Below are 16,918 nucleotides of genomic sequence, written 5' to 3' on the forward strand. Positions count from 1 at the left end.
ACCGCCGCCGTCGTCGGGCAGCTCGTCTTCGGCGAGGCCCTGGGCCCGCTGGGACTGCTGGGGGGCCTCGTCGTCCTCGTCTCCGGCGTCTGGGTCGCCAGCGAGCTCCGTGCCCAGCCGGCGCCCGCTCCGGTCCCCACGGGTATGGGGTGACCCGGAGGGGGGCGGGACTCAGCCCAGCTGCTTCTCCAGGGCGGCCCTCACGTCCGCGGTGAAGCCCGCCAGGAGCTGGCTCCCCGTGTCGATGAGCGGCCGGCGGACGTGTTGGGGGTTCGCGGCCAGGTGCCGCACCAGCTCCTCCTCCCCCAGCGAGCCCAGCTCCGCCTTCCTCTTGGGGGCGATGAGCTCCCGCACGCCCCCCAGCCTCGCCGCCAGGGAGCGGACCTCGGCCTCGCTCAGCGGTTGCTTCACCAGCTCCCGCACTTCCGCCCGCACCGTCTTGTGCGCGAGAAACTCCCGCGCTGACTTACAACCCGTTCAACCGTTCTTGATATAGAGCGTGATGGACATGCCTCCCGTGTAGCAGTCCGTCCGCCCTCCCTCAATTACCCGCTTGCGCTCCGGGCCAGGGGAGTGTTCCTCTTTCTCCATCCCGACCGCGCCCACGGGAGCAGTACCCGAATGGAACCCTCCGTCGACAGCCGTGAGTACCGCGTCGTCTTCTTCTGCCCGACCTCGAGCGCCCAGCTCGAGCACGTCGAGGCCCCCGTGCGCCGCGTCCTCACGCGCATCTCCGCTCCTCCCGCCGAGCTCGCTCCGCTGGAGGCCGCCGGGACGCTCGGAGAGGCCGGCTGGCGCGTCTATCTGGTGCGCTCGATGACCGAGCGCTCCGCCGCGCACGCCCTCGCCGCCCACGTCACCGAGGCCGCCGCCGCCATCGCCAGCGAGCTGGACACCGAGGTGCTCGGCCTCTACGTGGATGTGGGCAGCGACTCGGCCCGCATCTGCCGCTGCATCCCCGAGGAGAGCCCCGAGACCTTCGCGGGCCGCCGCCGCAACGTGCTCGACCGCACCGCCGAGTGGCTGGACGTCAATCCGGCCAGCCTGTCGGCGCTCTTCCAGCTCGCCCTGGAGACGGACGAGGAGATCGACGCCGAGGACCGCTTCGTCGAGACCAAGCTGCGCGAGGCCCGCGAGTTGATGCAGCGTTATCGTCAGGGCAAATGAGGTCTCGAACCCCGGAGGACCTCTCCGGACGCTGTCCCGGCTGCTACCTGCCCACCGCGCTGTGCCTGTGCGCCGAGGTCCCTCGGTTGGAGACGCGCACCGAGTTCCTCGTCATCCGGCACAACAAGGAGGCGCACAAGTCCACCAATACGGCGCGGCTGGCGGCACTCGCCCTGCCCAGCTGCCGGATCCTCACCTACGGCGCCCCGGGCCAGCCCTTCGACATCTCGGTACTGACCGCGCCGGGGACCTGGCTCCTCTTCCCGGATGCCCAGCCGCCTCCGCCCGGCACGCCTCCGCCCGAGCGCCTGGTGGTGCTGGACGGCAACTGGACGCAGGCGCGGCGCATGTACCAGCGCCTCCCCGAGCTGCGCCGGTTGCCCGGGCTCGCCTTGCCGCCTCCCGCGCCGGACACCCGACGCCTGCGCCGCTCGCCCCACCCCTACGGCATGTCCACCGTGGAGGCCATCGCCGGGGCCATCGCCGTGCTGGAGGGCGAGGAGGTGGCCCGCTCGCTCCATGCGCTTCACGAAGTGATGATCGACCGCGTGATGGCCGCCCGCGGACGCCTCGGCGACGACGACTGAGGACGGGGCGCTACGGCTCGCTGCCCGGAACCGTCGCCATCCACTCGCGCAGCGCGTCCTGTTCCCACGGCAGATCGTCCGGCCAGAGCCGCACGGTGCCATCCATGCCGATGGAGACGAGGGCGCGGCCATCCGGGAGGAACTCCACTCCCCTCACCCCCGAGGTGTGGCCCTGGAGCCTCCGGGCCTCGCCGGTCTCCATGTCCCAGAGCATCAACCGTTTGTCGTAGCCCGCCGAGGCCAGCCGCGTCCCATCGGGAGAGAAGGCGAGGTCGAACACCTCGGCCTCGTGGCCTCGGAGCATGCCCTGGAGCTCACCCGTCCGACCGTCCCAGACCCGAAGACGGGGGTCCTTCATGCTCCGGCTGACCACGACCTCTCCTCCCGGCGAGAAGAGGACCTCCAGGACGCCCGCGCCACTCGCGTCCCGGCGCTGGCTCTGGCCGCTCTCCAGGTCCCAGAAGCGCAGGGTGTGATCCATGGCCCCCGAGACGAGCCGCTTGCCATCTGGAGAGAAGTCCACGGCGACGACCGCGTCCTCGTGACCGCGCAGGATCCGCACCTCGCCCGAGCCCACGTCCCACACCCGCACCGTCCTGTCCTGGCCCACCGAGACGAGCCGCCCGCCCTCCGGTGAGAAGATGAGGCGGAACACCCTGCCCTCGTGATGGCCCAGCAGCCGCCCCTCGCCGGACGCGGGCGACCACAGGCGCACCGCGCCCTCCTGGTCCGCCGAGGCCAGCCACCGCTCATCGCGGGAGAAGGCGAGCGCGCGCACCATGCTGGCATGGCCCTCGAGCACGCGCTCCGTGCGCCCGGAGGTCGCATTCCGCAGGAGGACCCGGCCATCGCCACCACCGGAGGCCAGCCACCGTCCTCCACCGGAGTGCGCCACCGCGCGGAGGGCCTCTCCCTCCTCCAGCAGCAAGGCTCCCCCGACCAGGTCGAACAGGCGGAGCTTTCCATCCTGCGCCAGGGTGGCCAGCCGCTGTCCATCGGGGGAGAGCGATGGGGCGTCCAGGAAGGTCGGGGCCGTCGCGAGGACGCGATGGGAGCGGACCTCCACGGTGAACAGGCGCACGGTGCCATCGGAGCTGCCCGCGGCCAGCAGCCGTCCACCCGGGGAGAAGCTCGAGGAGTAGACCGCCTCCGGGGCGCCGTACAGCAAGCGGACCTCGCCGGTCGAGAGCGTCCACAGCCGAGAGGCACCTCCACTGCCGTGGGTGACGCAGTAGCGACCGTCCGGAGAAATCTCGAGCCCCATGCTCATCCCGTCGTGGCTCCCCAGCTTCCGTGCCTGGCCGGTGGCCAGCTCCAGGACCTCCACGGAGCCCACCATGGTGGTGAACACCAGGTGCCGACCGTCCGGCGTGAAGGCGAGCGCGGTGACCTGTCCGAGGTTGCCCAGGGATCGCTGCTTGCCGCTCCGCGTCTCCCAGCCGCGCAACACGCCGTCGCGACTTCCCGCGACGAGGAGCTCACTCCCCGGGGAGAACGCCATCCCGCCCGCCTTGCCCCCGTCCTCCAGGAGCTGGAAGGTGCCCCGCTCCACGTCGCCGAGCAGCGGGTGGAACTCCATGGTGTGCAGGGCGACGAAGCGACCGTCCGGCGACACCACGATGTGCTCGGCACCCCGCTGGCCGGTGTGGAAGGTCCGTACCCGGCCACTGTCCAGCTCCCAGACGTAGAGCAGGTCATCCACCCGGCTGTGGGCGAAGAGCCGACGGCCATCGGCGGAGCCGTCCATCGCCGACACCGGCCCCGCGAGGGTGGCGAAGACCCGTCCCTCGCCGGTGTCCAGGTCCCAGCGTCGGATCGTCCCGTCCTTGCCGCTGGAGAAGACGCTCCGGCCCTCGGGAGAGAGCACCACCCGCCAGGCCTCGTCGGTGTGGCCCGAGAGGATCCGGCCGGTGCCGTGCTCCACGTCCCAGAGGCGCAGGGTGTAGTCGTCACTGCTGGAGACGAGCCACCGGCCGTCGCGGGAGAAGACGAGCCCGTTGACGACCTGCGAGTGTCCACGCAGCGGCGTCGCGAAGCCCTGGGCCTGGGCATCCGCCGCGATCGTCCGCACCGCTGACCAGCGCGAGAAGCCGGGCGAGAGGCGCCGCAGCCAGGTGATGGCCCCGTTGGTGTCCTGGCTCACGCCGTTGCGGGCCTGCAACAGTCGGAGCGCGTCGGCCTGCGCCAGCGCCTCCTGCCGGGCCCGCTCCGCGTCGCCGCGCGCGCCCTCGGCCTCCACCTGCTTGTGCTCGGCCCGGTTGCGCTCCTCCAGGATGCGCTGGAAGCTCATCGCGCCCAGCCCGGCCAGCAGCAGCGTGGCCACCAGCGTCACCCCCACCGCCACCCGGTAGCGCCGCACGAAGCGCCCCACCAGCTCCCGCCACGAGTACTGGTGCGCGCCGACGATCTGCCCCGTCTGGAAGCGCCGCAGGTCCTCCGCCAGCTCGCGCGCGGTGGCGTAGCGCTCGGAGGGCGCGCGTGCCATCGCCTTGGCCACGATGGCCAGCAGATCCGGCGGTATCCCCTTCTGGCGCTCGCCCAGGGGTTGCGGTGGGCCCTGCACCACCCGCTGGAGCACCTGCCCCGAGGCGCCTCCTTCATACGGCCGCACCCCCGCCAGCAGGTGGTAGAGGATGGCGCCCAGCGCGTAGACGTCGGCGCGCTCGTCCACGGGCTGGCCCACGGCCTGCTCCGGCGGCATGTAGGCCGGCGTCCCCATCACCGTGCCCACCCGGGTGAGGCCTCCATCCTCCTCGGCCCCGGCGCCCGGGTCGGCCGTCCCGGCGAGCTCGCTCGCGCCCTCGCGCGACAGGTCCTTGGCCAGTCCCCAATCGATGACGACGGTCTCGCCGAAGTCACCCACCAGCACGTTGGCCGGCTTGAGGTCACGGTGGATGATGCGCTCGGTGTGCGCGTAGGCGATGGCCTCGGCCACCGCGAGCACATGCGGCAGCAGCGCCAGCCGCTCTTCCAGCGTCGTACGCTCGGTGATGACGTCCGCCAGCGAGCGGCCCGACACCAGCTTCATCGCATAGAAAGGCTCGCCCCCCGGCCAGCGCCCCGCCTCGTACACGGGGACGATGGAGGGGTGCTGCAAGCGCGCGGTGACGAGCGCCTCGGCCACGAAGCGCGCCTCGGCATCCCGGGCCGGCGCGAGCATCTCCTTGATGGCCACCGGCCTGTCGAGCTGGAGGTCTCGCGCCCGGAGGATGCGGCCGATGCCTCCGTGCGCCAGTTCTCCGGCGATGGTGTAGCGGGCCGGGTCCACCACGGGCAGCGTCCCTCCGGAGGGAGCCACGGCACTCGGCTGGACCGGGGCGCGCAGGGTGGTGTCCGAACCGTCACCGGACGCATCCAACGACTCGGAGGAAACACCGCTCCCCTGCGACCTGACCTGGCTCATGGAGGCGCGAGTGTACGCCAAGAAAGCACACGGCCCGCCTCCTGGTGCCCCCCGGCGCCAAGAAGCGGGCCATGTTAGAATCCCGCGTGTCCCCCCGGACTCCGCGGGAACAGGAAGCGCCTCCCCCCTTTGACAGCAAGGCGCTTCCCTGGGTTCAGGTCCGCGGTGCAAGCCCCCTCGCACGACGAACCGACCCCGTGTTCTGAAAGCACCTTCTCATGGGCTCGGCGCCAAAGCTGTGAGCCAGCTCACTCGGTACCTGTGAAATGGATCACACCCACTCGCGGTGTGGGTCCAGGCCCGGATGGGCAACACTCGCCCCCGGAGCCCCACTCCCCCCTCGGCGGACCGCGAGGCGTGCGCTACCGTTCTACCTCCCGACGCTCTTCTCCCCCAGGAAGGCCCATGCCGCGTACCCTCCTCACGAGTCTCGTCCTGGCCCTCGGCCTCGTCGCCGCGACCGCGTCGGCGGCGCAGACCGCCAACACGACCCTCCCCTCCCGCGAGGAGCGACTGGCCCACCTCGGCCAGCTCTGGGGTCAGGTCCGCTACCGCCACCCGTACCTCGCCTACAAGGACCTCGACTGGGACGCCGCGCTCGTCGCCGCCATCCCCAAGGTGGAGGCCGCCAAGGACCGCGCCGCCTATGCCGCGGCCGTGCAGGACATGCTGGAGGAGCTCCGCGACCCCGCCACGCGCGTCCAGCGCCCCGAGGAGCGGAAGGAGGACGCGAAGCTGGCCGCGCCCACCGTCCGCGCGCTGCGGAGCTGGGAGGCCAGGGACGTGCTCGTCCTGGACCTGCGCGCCATCAAGGATCCGGCGGTCCAGACCGCCCTGCGCAACAAGCCCGAGGAGCTCCGCTCGGACATCTCCAGGGCGAAGGCCGTCATCGTCGACCTGCGCGCCCGTGGGATGCAGTCCGCCCTGGTCGGGGCCATGTCCCGGGCGCTCGGCGACGTCCTCCCGCTGCTGCTGGGTCAGGAGCTCCAGGTCACCGGGGAGCGCAGGGTGTTCCACTCGGGCTTCCGGCCACAGAGCGGACTGATCACGAGCGGCGGCTACTCCAGCTCGTTCCTCACCTCCGCGGGCGAGCGCGTCTCCCCCCAGGGAGATGGCAAGGCGCGCCCCGTCATCTTCGTGCTGGATGACCAGTCGTACCTGGATGCGCGGGCGCTCACGATGAAGGCCCTGGGGCTGGCGCAGCTCGTCACCGAGGGGCGGCTGGATGATGGGGCGGTGGTGGATCAGGCCAAGGTGGAGCTCGGCGCCGGGCTGACGGCCCTGGTGCGGCTGAGCGAGCTGGAGGTGCCCCTGCGCGCGGACGCCGTGCTGCCCAGGCGTGCCCGCTCGGAGAAGGACGAGACGCTCCAGAAGGCGCTGGACCTGGCACGCAAGCCGGCGAAGAAGGTGAAGGCCCGCGAGGCCGACCTGCCTCCGGCCCGGTGGCGGGCCGAGCGCAAGTACGAGGCCATGCTCTACCCGAGCCGGGAGTACCGCCTGCTGGCGCTCTTCCGGTACTGGAACGCCATCCAGCTCTTCTACCCGTACAAGCACCTGCTGGACCGGGGCTGGGACGGAGCGCTCACCAGCTTCATCCCCCGGTTCGAGAAGGCGAAGGACGCCGCGGAGTACGCGCTCACGGTGGCAGAGCTGAGCACGCTCGTCCAGGACGGGCACACGGGCGTGCGCGGCCACCCGGAGCTGGAGAAGCGGGGCCTGGCCGGCGTGAACGCTCCCCTCGAGGTGCTGGAGCTCGACGGCAAGGCGGTGGTGGTGAAGGTGGTGGACGCGGAGGCCGCCCCGGGGCTCGCCGTGGGTCAGGTCATCGAGACCGTGGACGGCAAGCCGCTCTCCGAGCGCGTCAAGGCGCTGGAGCCCTACGTCACGGCCTCGCACGAGGTGCACCGCCGCTTCCGTCTGATGACCCGGGCGCTGGCGGGGCCCGAGGGCTCCCAGGCGACGCTGGGCGTGCGTGACAGCGCCGGGAAGCTTCAGCAGGTACGCATCACCCGGAGCCTCAAGTCCCTCCAGAAGCCCAGGCAGGGCGAGCCCTGGCGCGTGCTGCCGGATGGCACCGGCTACGTGGACCTGACGCGCCTCCAGGTGGCCGACGTGGCGCCCATGTTCGAGAAGCTGAAGAGCACGAAGGGCATTGTCTTCGACATGCGCGGCTACCCCAACGGGACGGCCTGGGCCATCGCGCCGTACCTCAACACGCGCGGGGCGCGCCACGCGGCCGTGTTCGAGCGCAACCTCGTCTCGGGAGACGACCTCAGCGGCCGGTTCAAGTACCTCCAGGAGCTGCCCAAGGAGGACGTGCCCCTGTACCGGGGCCGGACGGTGATGCTCATCGACGAGCGGGCCATCAGCCAGGCCGAGCACACGGGCCTGTTCCTCGAGGCGGCCAACGGCACCACCTTCATTGGCAGCCCGAGCGCGGGCGCCAACGGGGACATCACGGACGTGGTGCTGCCCGGCGGCATCTCGGTGCTCTTCACGGGCCACGACGTGCGGCACCTGGACGGCCGCCAGCTCCAGCGGGTGGGTCTGCGGCCCCAGGTCCACGTGCGGCCGACGCTCTCGGGCCTCCAGTCCGGCAGGGACGAAGTGCTGGAGCGGGCGGTCGAGTTCCTCCGGGGCGCCACGGGCATGGCCGTGGCGGACGACTCCTCGCGGTAGCCGCCGCGAGGCCGGGCTTCAGTCGACCTTCTTCATCTCGGTGATGAAGGAGCTCGGCTCCAGGAAGCCCGTCACCCTCGGGGCCTCGAGGATCTCCCCACCGGACGAGACGAAGGCCACCGTGGGCAGGCCCTCCACCCCGAAGCGCTCCATCAGCGCGTCCAGGGCGTCGTCGCTCTTCGTGGCGTCCACCTTCACGTTGATGAAGCGCCCCGACTCCTCGATGACCTCGGCCGCCGGGTACGTCTCGCGGTCCAGCTCCTTGCAGGCCGCGCACCACTCGGCGAAGAAGTCGATCATCACCGGCCGGCCCTCGGTCTTCGCGCGGGCCAGCACCTGCTCGAAGGACTCGGACGAGAAGCCGCTGTCCGTCACCGGCAGCACCGCGTGCCACTCGAAGGTGCGGGCCTTGGGCGGCTCCACCCAGCCGAGCGACACCCACAGCTGGCCAGCGGACTTCGAGTCCATGGCCCCGCCGCGCAGCACCAGCGCCACCACCACCAGCGCCACGCCGAAGCCCTTGAGGGTGAAATCCCGCGCGCCCTCCTTGAAGGACAGGTGGATGGCGCCCAGCAACACGCCCACCGCCGCCAGCACCGCGGCGAGGGCCGTGCCCGGCATGCGGCCCACCTGCTCGGCGAGGCCCTTCACCACCCCACCCACCGCCGGGAAGCCGTCCTTCAGGTAGGAGATGGCGAGCGCCACCAGCACGATGCCCAGCACGCTCTTCACCCACTCCATCCACACCCCGCCCCGAGGCAGACGCACGGTGAAGACGCCGATGAGGAAGAAGGGCACGCCAATGCCCAGCGCGTAGATGAAGAGCAGCGCCGCGCCGAGCACCGTGCTCTGCGACCTGGCCACGAAGGCCAGCAGGCCCGTCAGCACCGGCCCGGTGCACGGCGCCGCGAGGAAGCCGGACACGCTGCCCATGAGGAAGGCGCCCGTGAGGCCCGAGCCGCCCACCGAGTTGAGCCGCTGCTGGAGCGCCTGGGGCAGCGCCAGCTCGAAGGCGCCGAACATGGACGTGGCCAGCAGCAGGAGGAACACCGCCAGGCCCGTCACCACCACGGGGCTGCCGAGCATCGAGCCGAAGGCCTGCCCCGTCTTCGCCGCCAGCACGCCCAGCGCGCTGAACACCACGCCCATGCCGACGATGTAGGAGGACGTCAACACGAGCGCCTTGCCCCGCCCCTCGGCCTTGCGCGCCCCGAAGACGGACACGGTGATGGGGATGAGCGGGTAGACACAGGGCGTCATCGCGGTGAGCAGGCCGCCGGCGAACACCACCGCGGCCCCCAGGGCGAAGCTGCCGGACTCCAGGAAACGCGTCGCGTCCAGGCCCGTGCTGGGGCCGGTGGGGAGGAGCCAGGGCACGACCGCCACGGCCAGCCCGATTACCGCCGCAATGACTCCCACCTTCTTCTTCGCGTCCATGTCGCTCCTCGAGACCTCCGGGCCCCCTATATACGCGTGAGGGCCGGGTGGTTACACCGGAGGTTGAGCCGGAGTGCTAGCTGGTAACGGAACCTCACCCGGCATGCCACCCCCTGGACGCCCTCCCCCTCCACAACCGGGCCGCCACGCCCGCGCCACCTCTCCCTACACCTGGGGAGAGAGGGGTCTCGTCGAGGAGGACGGACGCTGGCGCAGGGGCAACAGGAGCACCGCGAAGGCCACCGAGAGCACCGTGGCGAGCAGGAACACGTTCGCGTAGCTCCAGCCCGCCCGGGAGGCCAGCAGGCCGGCGATGGGACCGCCCGGCGACTTGCCCAGCACCTCCACGCTCGCCAGCAGCGTGTAGTGCGTGGCCCCGATGCGCCGGTCCACCCGCGACATCATGAACGCGAAGAGCGCCGTGGTGAGCACGCCGCCGAAGAAGTGCTCCGCCATGGTGACGGCGATGACGCCCGAGGAGGTGGGGCCCTCCAGCGCCAGCCACCACTGGCCTCCGAGCGGGAACACCCGCAGGGCCGTGGCGAGGGCGAGCGCTCCCAGCAGCGGCATCCGGCTGACGAGCATCCCGCCGACGGCCGAGCCGAGCAGCGAGGCCACCGTGCCCCACGTCCCCACCCACTGGCCGATCTGCCCGGCCGAGAAGCCCGCGTCGACGAGGAAGGGCTTGAAGAGCACGTCCGCCATGGACTCGCCCAGCTTGTAGGTGCCGATGAAGAGCAACACCCAGCCCGTGCCCGGCAGGCGCACCGCGGTGAGGAGCCGGTCCCGCACCTCGGTCCAGGAGGGCCGCTCCGTCGCCGTGCCCTCGGCCACGGGCCGGGGCTCGCGCACCAGGGCCGCCACCCCGAGCACCAGCAGCGACAGGAAGGACATGGAGAGGAAGAGGCCTCGCCAGCCGATGACGTCAACGGCCCAGACGAGCAACCCACCTCCGGTGAGCATCCCCAGCTTGTAGCCCACCACCTGGGCCGAGTTGCCCCAACCCAGCTCGCGCGGCTCCAGCAGGTCCACCGCCAGGCCGTCCACCGCGATGTCCTGCGTGGCGGCGAAGAGGTTCATCAGGAAGATGAGGCCGAGCAGCAGCGGCAGCGCGCCCGGCACCGGGACGAAGGCCGCCGCCGCGCACGTGGCCGCCAACCCCGCCTGCATGGGGAGGATCCACGACTTGCGCCGGCCGAGGCGCTCCGAGCCGTAGCGGTCCACCAGCGGAGCCCACAGCGCCTTGGCCATCCACGGAGCCGCCAGCAGCCCGACCATGCTGATGGTCATCAGTGACACGCCAGACGAGCGCAGGTACACGGGCAGCGCGGTGGACTGGAAGCCAAACGGCAGCCCCTGCACGAAATAGAGCGCGCCGAGCAGCCCCACCTTCCGGGGTGAGATCCTCATCACCCCGGAACCCTAGCGGAGAACGGCCCCGGGCGCTCGCTCCCCTCAGTGGCCCCGGAGCACCGTGAGGCCCGCGTCCGTGAGGACGTAGAGCATCGCCGGGGTGGCGTTGGGGTCGTAGACGAGCTGCCGCACCTTCCCTCCCGGCACGTCCGCGACCTTCGTGAGTTGCTTGCTCGCGTCCATCCTCCAGAGCCCCGCTCCGTCGGTGCCGATGAAGAGCGAGCCGTCATCCGTGGCCGCCAGCGCGGTGAGCTGGCTCGTGGGCAGCCCCTGGATCTGGGTGCCCTTCTGCTCGCGATCCCCCTTCGAGAGGATGCTCATCTCCCAGAGGCCATGGCTCTTGCTGGCCAGGTAGTAGCGCCCATCCTTCGTCTGCTGGAAGCCGCGCCAGTAGTCGAACTCGGCGAGCGAGTTGACCTCGGGAAGGTACGAGGACTCCACCTTCATCGGGTTGAGCGACTTCGGGCTCATCCAGTCCCAGACGCCGAGGTCCGCGTTGGGCGTGACGATGCCGAAGGTCCAGTCGTTGCCGATGAGCACATCGCCATCCTGGGCGATGCCCACCGCATAGGTGTAGCCGGCGCGCTGGCTGCCGTTTTCCCACCACACCGGGTGGCGGTGGCTGTTGTAGTGGAGCCCCTTGATGCGCGTCACGCCGTGGTTGGTGCCGATATACACCTCGCCCTTGTCCCGGCCGCGCATCACCGTCACGCAGCTGAGCACCGCGCGATCCTCGTCGTACCTCCAGTCATTGGAGTTGTGGATGCCGATGTTGACCGGGGGGAGCCACGAGAGCCCGCCGTCGTTCTTCTCCTTGTTGCGACGGAACGAGCGGTAGAGGTGCTCCTCCAGGACGATGCCACCCTCGGGAGTGAGCTTCACCGCGTCCAGGTCTCCCTCCGTGAAGGCGGAGTCCGTATAGGAAGGCAAAAAGGGCATGTCGAGCTCGCGCGCGTGGTAGCCCACGTAGGCGCGGCCAGCACTGCCGCCGCAGATGACCGTGGTGGAGAAGCCCCTGCCGGCCTGCCCGATGTTGCTCGCCCAGTGAGGCTGGGTGTCCCCGGGCCGCAGGACGCCGATGCGGTTGCCCTCGAGCAACCAGATGTTGAAGGCCTCATCCACGGCCACCCCCTGTGGGCGACCCACACCGAAGCGCTGCGTGTAGTTGACCGCCGCCTCCTTCGGCCAGGTGTCCGGAGCCACCTTCACCGGGCCGGTGCCACCGTCGGAGCCCCCATCCGAAGGAGTGCCCGCGTCCTCGGGTGGTGGTGGGAGGCCCGCGTCCTCGGGTGGTGGTGGAAGGCCCGCGTCCTCGGGCAACGGCGTGCCCCCGTCATCCGCGGGCGGAAGGCCCGCGTCCTCGGGCACCCGCGCGCTGTCGTCGGGCTCCGTCGTCCCATCTCGCGGAGGGGGCGAGGGTGCATTCGTATCGCCGCATGCCCACGCCGCCGCCACCACCACCGCCGCCCCACATGCCCCCAACCATCTCCGAATCAACGTCATCCGCTCCCCCTGGGGATGTGAGGAGCAAGCCGCATACCGGGCAAGGAGGCCGGAAGTAGGAGCGCGCACAGCCCAGAGTGGAAAACCGTGTTCCCTCCCGGGGGAAGAAGTCCGAAGGCTCCTGGGTGTCTTCGGTAACAGCAGGCAGGAGAACGAGCCCTCGCGGGCAGGAGCCGCGCGGCGGTAGAACAGCGCCCCCTGCCTCTGAGGCTCCCCCATGCGCGTTCTCTTCACCATCGCTCCAGCCACTGGCCACTTCCACCCGCTCGTGCCCACGGCCCGGGCGCTCCAGCAAGCGGGTCACGAGGTGGCCTTCGCCACGGCCGAGTCGTTCCACCCCACCGTGAAAGCCGGCGGCTTCCTGGCCTTCCCGGCGGGGATCGATTTCGAGCAACTGGGCCTCGACATCAAGGAGGTCCAGAAGCGGCAGGCGGCCATGCTGAAGTCGGCGCCCGCCGAGCGGATCAAGATGATGGCCGGCATGTTCATCGACGGCTTCGCTCGCCGGATGGCACCGGACCTGATGAAGGTCTGCGAGACCTGGCGGCCGGACCTCCTCCTCCGCGAGTCGACCGAGTTCGCCAGCATCGTGGTGGGCGAGATGCTGGGCATCCCGTGCGCCTCCATCCAGGTTGGTGGGGTGAACATCGCCAGGTTCGGCAAGGAGCCCTTCGCCCAGCACATGGACCTGTTCCGCGCCGACCACGGTCTGCCGCCGGATCCGGAACTGACGGCCCTGTTCCGCTATCTGAACCTGTCCTTCATGCCGGCCTCGTACTTCGGCGACTCCCTGCCCTCGACGACGCACTACCTGAAGCTGGCCGTGTTCGATCAGTCCGGCTCCGAGGGACTGCCCCCGTGGACGTCCTCGCTCGGAAGTCGGCCGGTGGTCTACGCGACGCTCGGGACGGTGTTCAACAAGCTCGTCCACCACCTCGGCTCGGTGGCGGCCGGCCTGCGTGATGAGCCGGTGGACCTCATCATCACGGTGGGGCGGGACGTGGATCCGGCGCAGCTCGGGCCGCAGCCTCCCCATGTCCACGTGGAGCGCTACATCCCCCAGTCGCTGCTGCTACCCCGGTGCGACCTGGTCATCATGCACGGCGGCTACAACAGCGTGATGAGCGCGCTGTACGCGGGCCTGCCGATGATCATCGTCCCGCTCGGCGCCGATCAGCCGATGAACGCCCAGGCCTGCGCGCAGCTCGGTGTCGCCCGGGTGGTGGAGCCCGATGCGCTCACCCCAGAGGCCATCCGTCAGCACGTGCGCGAGCTGCTGAAGGACGGCTCCTACCGCGAGCGCGCCCGGCGCTTCCAGGCCGAGTCCCTGGCCCTCCCCGGTATCGAGCACGGCGTGGCACTGCTGGAGCGGCTCGCCCGGGAGAAACAGCCCATCCCCCGGGATTGAGTCGCCTGGGTGTCAGACGGCCTGCTCCTTCTTCGGCGGCGTCGGCACCTGGAGGCCCGCGGAGCGCGCGAGCCCCATCACTCCCTCCACCGCCGCCGCGATGTAGCCGAACGGGTTGGCTCCATCCACCGCCGTCACGTGCACCTCGCCCATCTTCTGCTGGAACGCCGCCGCCACCTGCGGCAACTGCTGCGCCAGCATCATCTGGATCGCCTCCGGCGAGAGCGTGTTGTCGATCTCCTTCAGCGCTCTCACCCGCGCCAGCTCCGGATCCTGCGTGATGCGGGCCTTGCGCGCCTCCATCTCCGCCATCGCCAGCTCCGCCTCGGCGATCGCGCACCGCGCCTCCGCCACCTTCGCCTGCGCCCTCGCCCGCTCCGCCTCCTGCTGCAGCACCGCCACCATCGCCCCGTGCCGCGCCGCCTGCGCCTGCTGCTCCTGGTGCAGCTTCTCCAGCTCCGCCTCCGCCTTCACCGCCGCCATCCGCCGCTCATGCGACAGCCGCGCCGCCTCCTGCTCCTGCTCCAGCTTCAGCCGCTCCAGCTCCGCCTGCGCCCTCGCCGCCGCCAGCATCCGCTCATTCGCCAGCTTCGCCGACTCCTCCTGCTGCTCCAGCTTCAGCTGCTCCAGCTCCGCCTCCGCCCTCCCCACCGCCAGCTTGCGCTCCTGCGCCAGCTTCGCCTCCGACATCCGCCGCTCGGCCTCCAGCTGCGCCAGCTTCTGCGACTCCTCCGCCTTCGCCTTCTGCTCCCTCACCTCCAGCTCGGCGTTCAGCTTCGCCAGCGCCGTCTCCCGCTCCAGCGACACCTGCGCCTGCCGCGTGCTCCGCTCCTTCGCGACCCGCGCCTCCTCCACCCGGGACTCGACCGCCAGCGACTCCAGCTTCGCCTGCTCCTCCGCCTCCTGCCGCTTGTGCCGGACCTCCTCCTCCGTCGCCAGCCGCGTCAGGGCGATCTGCCGCTCCGCCTCCGCCTCCTCCTTGCGGATGAAGCGCTCCTTCGACAGCTCCGCCTCCCGCGCCTGCCGCTCCTGCTCCTGCCGGAAGCGCGCCTGCATGTTCGCGAACACCGTGTCCGACAGCACCCGCACGTCCTGGATCTCAATCGTGTCCAGGACCACGCCCCACCCCGAGTCCGACTGGTCCTCCAGCCGCCCCTTGCCCGACACCACCGGGGCGATCTCCCGCATCAGCTCCGTGGCGATGCCCTCCTTGCGCCGCGTGAGGCACTCCTCCACCGAGAGGTTCGCCACCAGCCGCCGCACCGCGCCCACGAACATCTGCCGCAGCAGCTCCGCCAGCTTCTCCTGCGCCCGCTCGGGGAAGGAGAAGTTGAGCATCCGGAAGGCCACCAGCGGATCGACGATGCGGTACACCGCCAGACCCGTCACCTGCACGCCCACCTTCTCGCTCGTCACCTGATCCGCGGTGAACTGGAGCCGCTGCACGCTCGTCGGGACGATGGCCACCGCGTCGCCCGGCAGCTTGAAGCACGAGGCGCCCTGCCCACTCACCTCGCGCACCCGGCCCCGGCGCATGTGGATGAGGAACTCACTCGGCCGCGCCGTCACGAGGCCCCACTTCTTCATCTTCTCCGGATCCTCCGCCGGCTTCCCCGCCCTCCACCCGTCCTGGTAGCGCTCCTGGTCGCTTCCACTCCGAAACGGCGGCGGCTGCTCGCCCCCACCACTCCGGACCACCTCGGTCCGCGCCCCCACCGTCAGCTCCATGGCCCCCACCGCGTTCAGCTTGACCGGCCGCTTCTCGTTCGCGCTCATTCGTGCACCCTCCGGAATCTCACGAGCTCCGGGGATTGCAGACTGTCGGCCAGGGCTTCACTGCCCTGAAATCGCGCACTTGGCGGGAGGGGGTGCTCCAGGGTGGCGCGGGTGCCCCGAAGTGGATCGCCCCGGTCCGGCCCAGTCGTGATACAGGACTGATTCGGTCCTGTAGACGGTTATATGGACCTGGGGCGCCCTCTCCTTATGTCGCCTTGACCGAGGGGGGCCCGCTTTTATAATTGACCAGTCCAGTCCACATTAGGTGTGTCCCTGTAGGACTCCCCAAGGGACTCGCGGGTTTACCCCAGCCCCTGGCCAAGGGGACGGACAGTCGCCTGGAAGGTTTACCGAGATGCTGAAGCTGCCCATCTACATGGACAACAACGCCACCACCCCGATGGACCCTCGGGTGCTGGAGGCGATGATGCCGTACCTGCGCGAGGACTTCGGCAATGCCGCGTCGCGCAATCACGCCTTTGGCTGGAAGGCCGAGGCGGCGGTGGAGCTGGCCCGGAAGCAGGTGGCGTCGCTCATCGGCGCGTCCGACAAGGAGATCGTCTTCACCTCGGGCGCCACCGAGTCCGACAACCTCGCCATCAAGGGCGTGGTCGAGTTCTACAAGGACAAGGGTGACCACATCATCACCCTGAAGACCGAGCACAAGGCGGTGCTCGACACCTGCAAGCGCCTGGAGCGCGTGCGCCAGGAGCGCCTGGACGACCTGAAGGTGCTGCGGCTCATGCAGCTCACCGGCGGGCCGGTGTCGCGCGACAACGTCACCGAGCTGTCCATCAAGCACGACCTGGACAACGACGCGGTGTACCGCCAGTGGGCCGAGCTGCCCACGGGTGGCGCGCGCGTCACCTACCTGGAAGTGGAGAAGGATGGCCGGGTCGACCTCGCGAAGCTCGAGGCGGCCATGACGGACAAGACCATCCTGGTGTCGATCATGCTCGCCAACAACGAGATCGGCACCGTGCAGCCCGTGGCGGAGATCGGCAAGCTGTGCCGCCAGCGGGGCATCCTCTTCCACTGCGACGCGGTGCAGGGCGTGGGCAAGGTGCCCTTCAACGTGGAGGAGATGAAGGTCGACCTGGCGTCCATCTCCGCGCACAAGATGTACGGGCCCAAGGGCGTGGGCGCGCTCTACGTGCGCCGCAAGCCGCGCGTGCGCATCGCCCCCATCATCGACGGTGGCGGCCATGAGCGCGGCATGCGCTCGGGCACGCTGAACGTCGCGTCCATCGTGGGCTTCGGCAAGGCGGCGGAGCTCGCCCAGCAGGAGATGGCGGACGAGGCCGTGCGCCTCACCCGCCTGCGCGAGAAGCTGCGCAAGGGCATCATGGACAAGCTGGACCTGGTGACGGTGAACGGCTCCATGGAGCACCGGCTGCCGGGCAGCCTCAACATCTCCTTCGCCTACGTGGAGGGCGAGGCGCTGATGATGGCCATCAAGGACGTGGCGGTGTCCTCGGGCTCCGCCTGCACCTCGGCCTCGCTGGAGCCCTCCTATGTGCTGCGGGCCTGCGGCGTGGAGGAGGA

At 70.5% G+C, this 16,918-nt stretch carries 11 protein-coding genes; 5 read left to right on the plus strand and 6 right to left on the minus strand.

Annotated elements, in window-relative coordinates; genetic code table 11:
- Positions 1-171: 171 nt before the first annotated feature.
- Entirely contained in the window at positions 172-411 is a 240-nt protein-coding gene (locus VF794_RS11500; RefSeq protein WP_331091880.1) for a hypothetical protein, read from the minus strand.
- Between the two features lie 210 nt (positions 412-621).
- On the opposite strand from VF794_RS11500, the gene VF794_RS11505 reads away from it, so the two are divergent.
- Positions 622-1,167, plus strand: a complete 546-nt coding sequence (locus VF794_RS11505; RefSeq protein WP_331109665.1) for a hypothetical protein — start codon at positions 622-624, stop codon at positions 1,165-1,167.
- On the plus strand, positions 1,164-1,754 hold the full coding sequence (locus VF794_RS11510) for a tRNA-uridine aminocarboxypropyltransferase (RefSeq protein ID WP_331109667.1): 591 nt from the start codon (positions 1,164-1,166) through the stop codon (positions 1,752-1,754). Before VF794_RS11505 ends, VF794_RS11510 begins: the two co-directional genes overlap by 4 nt.
- Before the next feature lie 10 nt (positions 1,755-1,764).
- Here VF794_RS11510 and VF794_RS11515 read toward each other — a convergent pair whose 3' ends face one another.
- Positions 1,765-5,157, minus strand: coding sequence for a WD40 repeat domain-containing serine/threonine protein kinase (locus VF794_RS11515; RefSeq protein WP_331109669.1), 3,393 nt, complete (start codon positions 5,155-5,157; stop codon positions 1,765-1,767).
- A gap of 405 nt (positions 5,158-5,562) precedes the next feature.
- On the opposite strand from VF794_RS11515, the gene VF794_RS11520 reads away from it, so the two are divergent.
- A complete protein-coding gene (locus tag VF794_RS11520; protein ID WP_331109671.1) occupies positions 5,563-7,836 on the plus strand; it encodes a S41 family peptidase in 2,274 nt (757 codons plus the stop codon).
- Positions 7,837-7,854: 18 nt separating this feature from the next.
- Here VF794_RS11520 and VF794_RS11525 read toward each other — a convergent pair whose 3' ends face one another.
- The 3 genes from VF794_RS11525 to VF794_RS11535 all read right to left on the minus strand — a co-directional run bounded on the left by VF794_RS11525 (position 7,855) and on the right by VF794_RS11535 (position 12,189).
- Complete coding sequence (locus VF794_RS11525) at positions 7,855-9,273, minus strand: protein-disulfide reductase DsbD family protein (RefSeq protein WP_331109673.1); 1,419 nt, start codon at positions 9,271-9,273, stop codon at positions 7,855-7,857.
- 165 nt (positions 9,274-9,438) lie between these two features.
- Positions 9,439-10,683 (minus strand): MFS transporter, encoded by a 1,245-nt coding sequence (locus tag VF794_RS11530; RefSeq protein ID WP_331109675.1) that lies wholly within the window; start codon positions 10,681-10,683, stop codon positions 9,439-9,441.
- A 45-nt stretch (positions 10,684-10,728) separates the two neighbouring features.
- A complete protein-coding gene (locus VF794_RS11535) occupies positions 10,729-12,189 on the minus strand; it encodes a hypothetical protein (protein ID WP_331109677.1) in 1,461 nt (486 codons plus the stop codon).
- A gap of 217 nt (positions 12,190-12,406) precedes the next feature.
- Here VF794_RS11535 and VF794_RS11540 point away from each other — a divergent pair, with 217 nt between their 5' ends.
- Positions 12,407-13,597, plus strand: a complete 1,191-nt coding sequence (locus tag VF794_RS11540; protein ID WP_331109679.1) for a glycosyltransferase — start codon at positions 12,407-12,409, stop codon at positions 13,595-13,597.
- A 12-nt stretch (positions 13,598-13,609) separates the two neighbouring features.
- On the opposite strand, the gene VF794_RS11545 is transcribed toward VF794_RS11540, so the two are convergent.
- Complete coding sequence (locus VF794_RS11545; RefSeq protein WP_331109681.1) at positions 13,610-15,373, minus strand: SPFH domain-containing protein; 1,764 nt, start codon at positions 15,371-15,373, stop codon at positions 13,610-13,612.
- Between the two features lie 358 nt (positions 15,374-15,731).
- Here VF794_RS11545 and VF794_RS11550 point away from each other — a divergent pair.
- Positions 15,732-16,918 (plus strand): IscS subfamily cysteine desulfurase (locus tag VF794_RS11550; protein ID WP_331109683.1); only part of this gene is annotated, 1,187 nt, incomplete at its 3' end.

The sequence above is a fragment of the Archangium sp. genome, assembly GCF_036389735.1.
Classification (GTDB): Bacteria; Myxococcota; Myxococcia; order Myxococcales; family Myxococcaceae; genus Archangium.

Coding starts and splice junctions, on each gene's coding strand:
- VF794_RS11545 (WP_331109681.1), bottom strand. CDS start 15,373: ATGAGCGCGAACGAGAAGCGGCCGGTCAAGCTGAACGCGGTGGGGGCC.
- VF794_RS11515 (WP_331109669.1), bottom strand. CDS start 5,157: ATGAGCCAGGTCAGGTCGCAGGGGAGCGGTGTTTCCTCCGAGTCGTTG.
- VF794_RS11520 (WP_331109671.1), top strand. CDS start 5,563: ATGCCGCGTACCCTCCTCACGAGTCTCGTCCTGGCCCTCGGCCTCGTC.
- VF794_RS11510 (WP_331109667.1), top strand. CDS start 1,164: ATGAGGTCTCGAACCCCGGAGGACCTCTCCGGACGCTGTCCCGGCTGC.
- VF794_RS11530 (WP_331109675.1), bottom strand. CDS start 10,683: ATGAGGATCTCACCCCGGAAGGTGGGGCTGCTCGGCGCGCTCTATTTC.
- VF794_RS11540 (WP_331109679.1), top strand. CDS start 12,407: ATGCGCGTTCTCTTCACCATCGCTCCAGCCACTGGCCACTTCCACCCG.
- VF794_RS11505 (WP_331109665.1), top strand. CDS start 622: ATGGAACCCTCCGTCGACAGCCGTGAGTACCGCGTCGTCTTCTTCTGC.
- VF794_RS11535 (WP_331109677.1), bottom strand. CDS start 12,189: ATGACGTTGATTCGGAGATGGTTGGGGGCATGTGGGGCGGCGGTGGTG.
- VF794_RS11525 (WP_331109673.1), bottom strand. CDS start 9,273: ATGGACGCGAAGAAGAAGGTGGGAGTCATTGCGGCGGTAATCGGGCTG.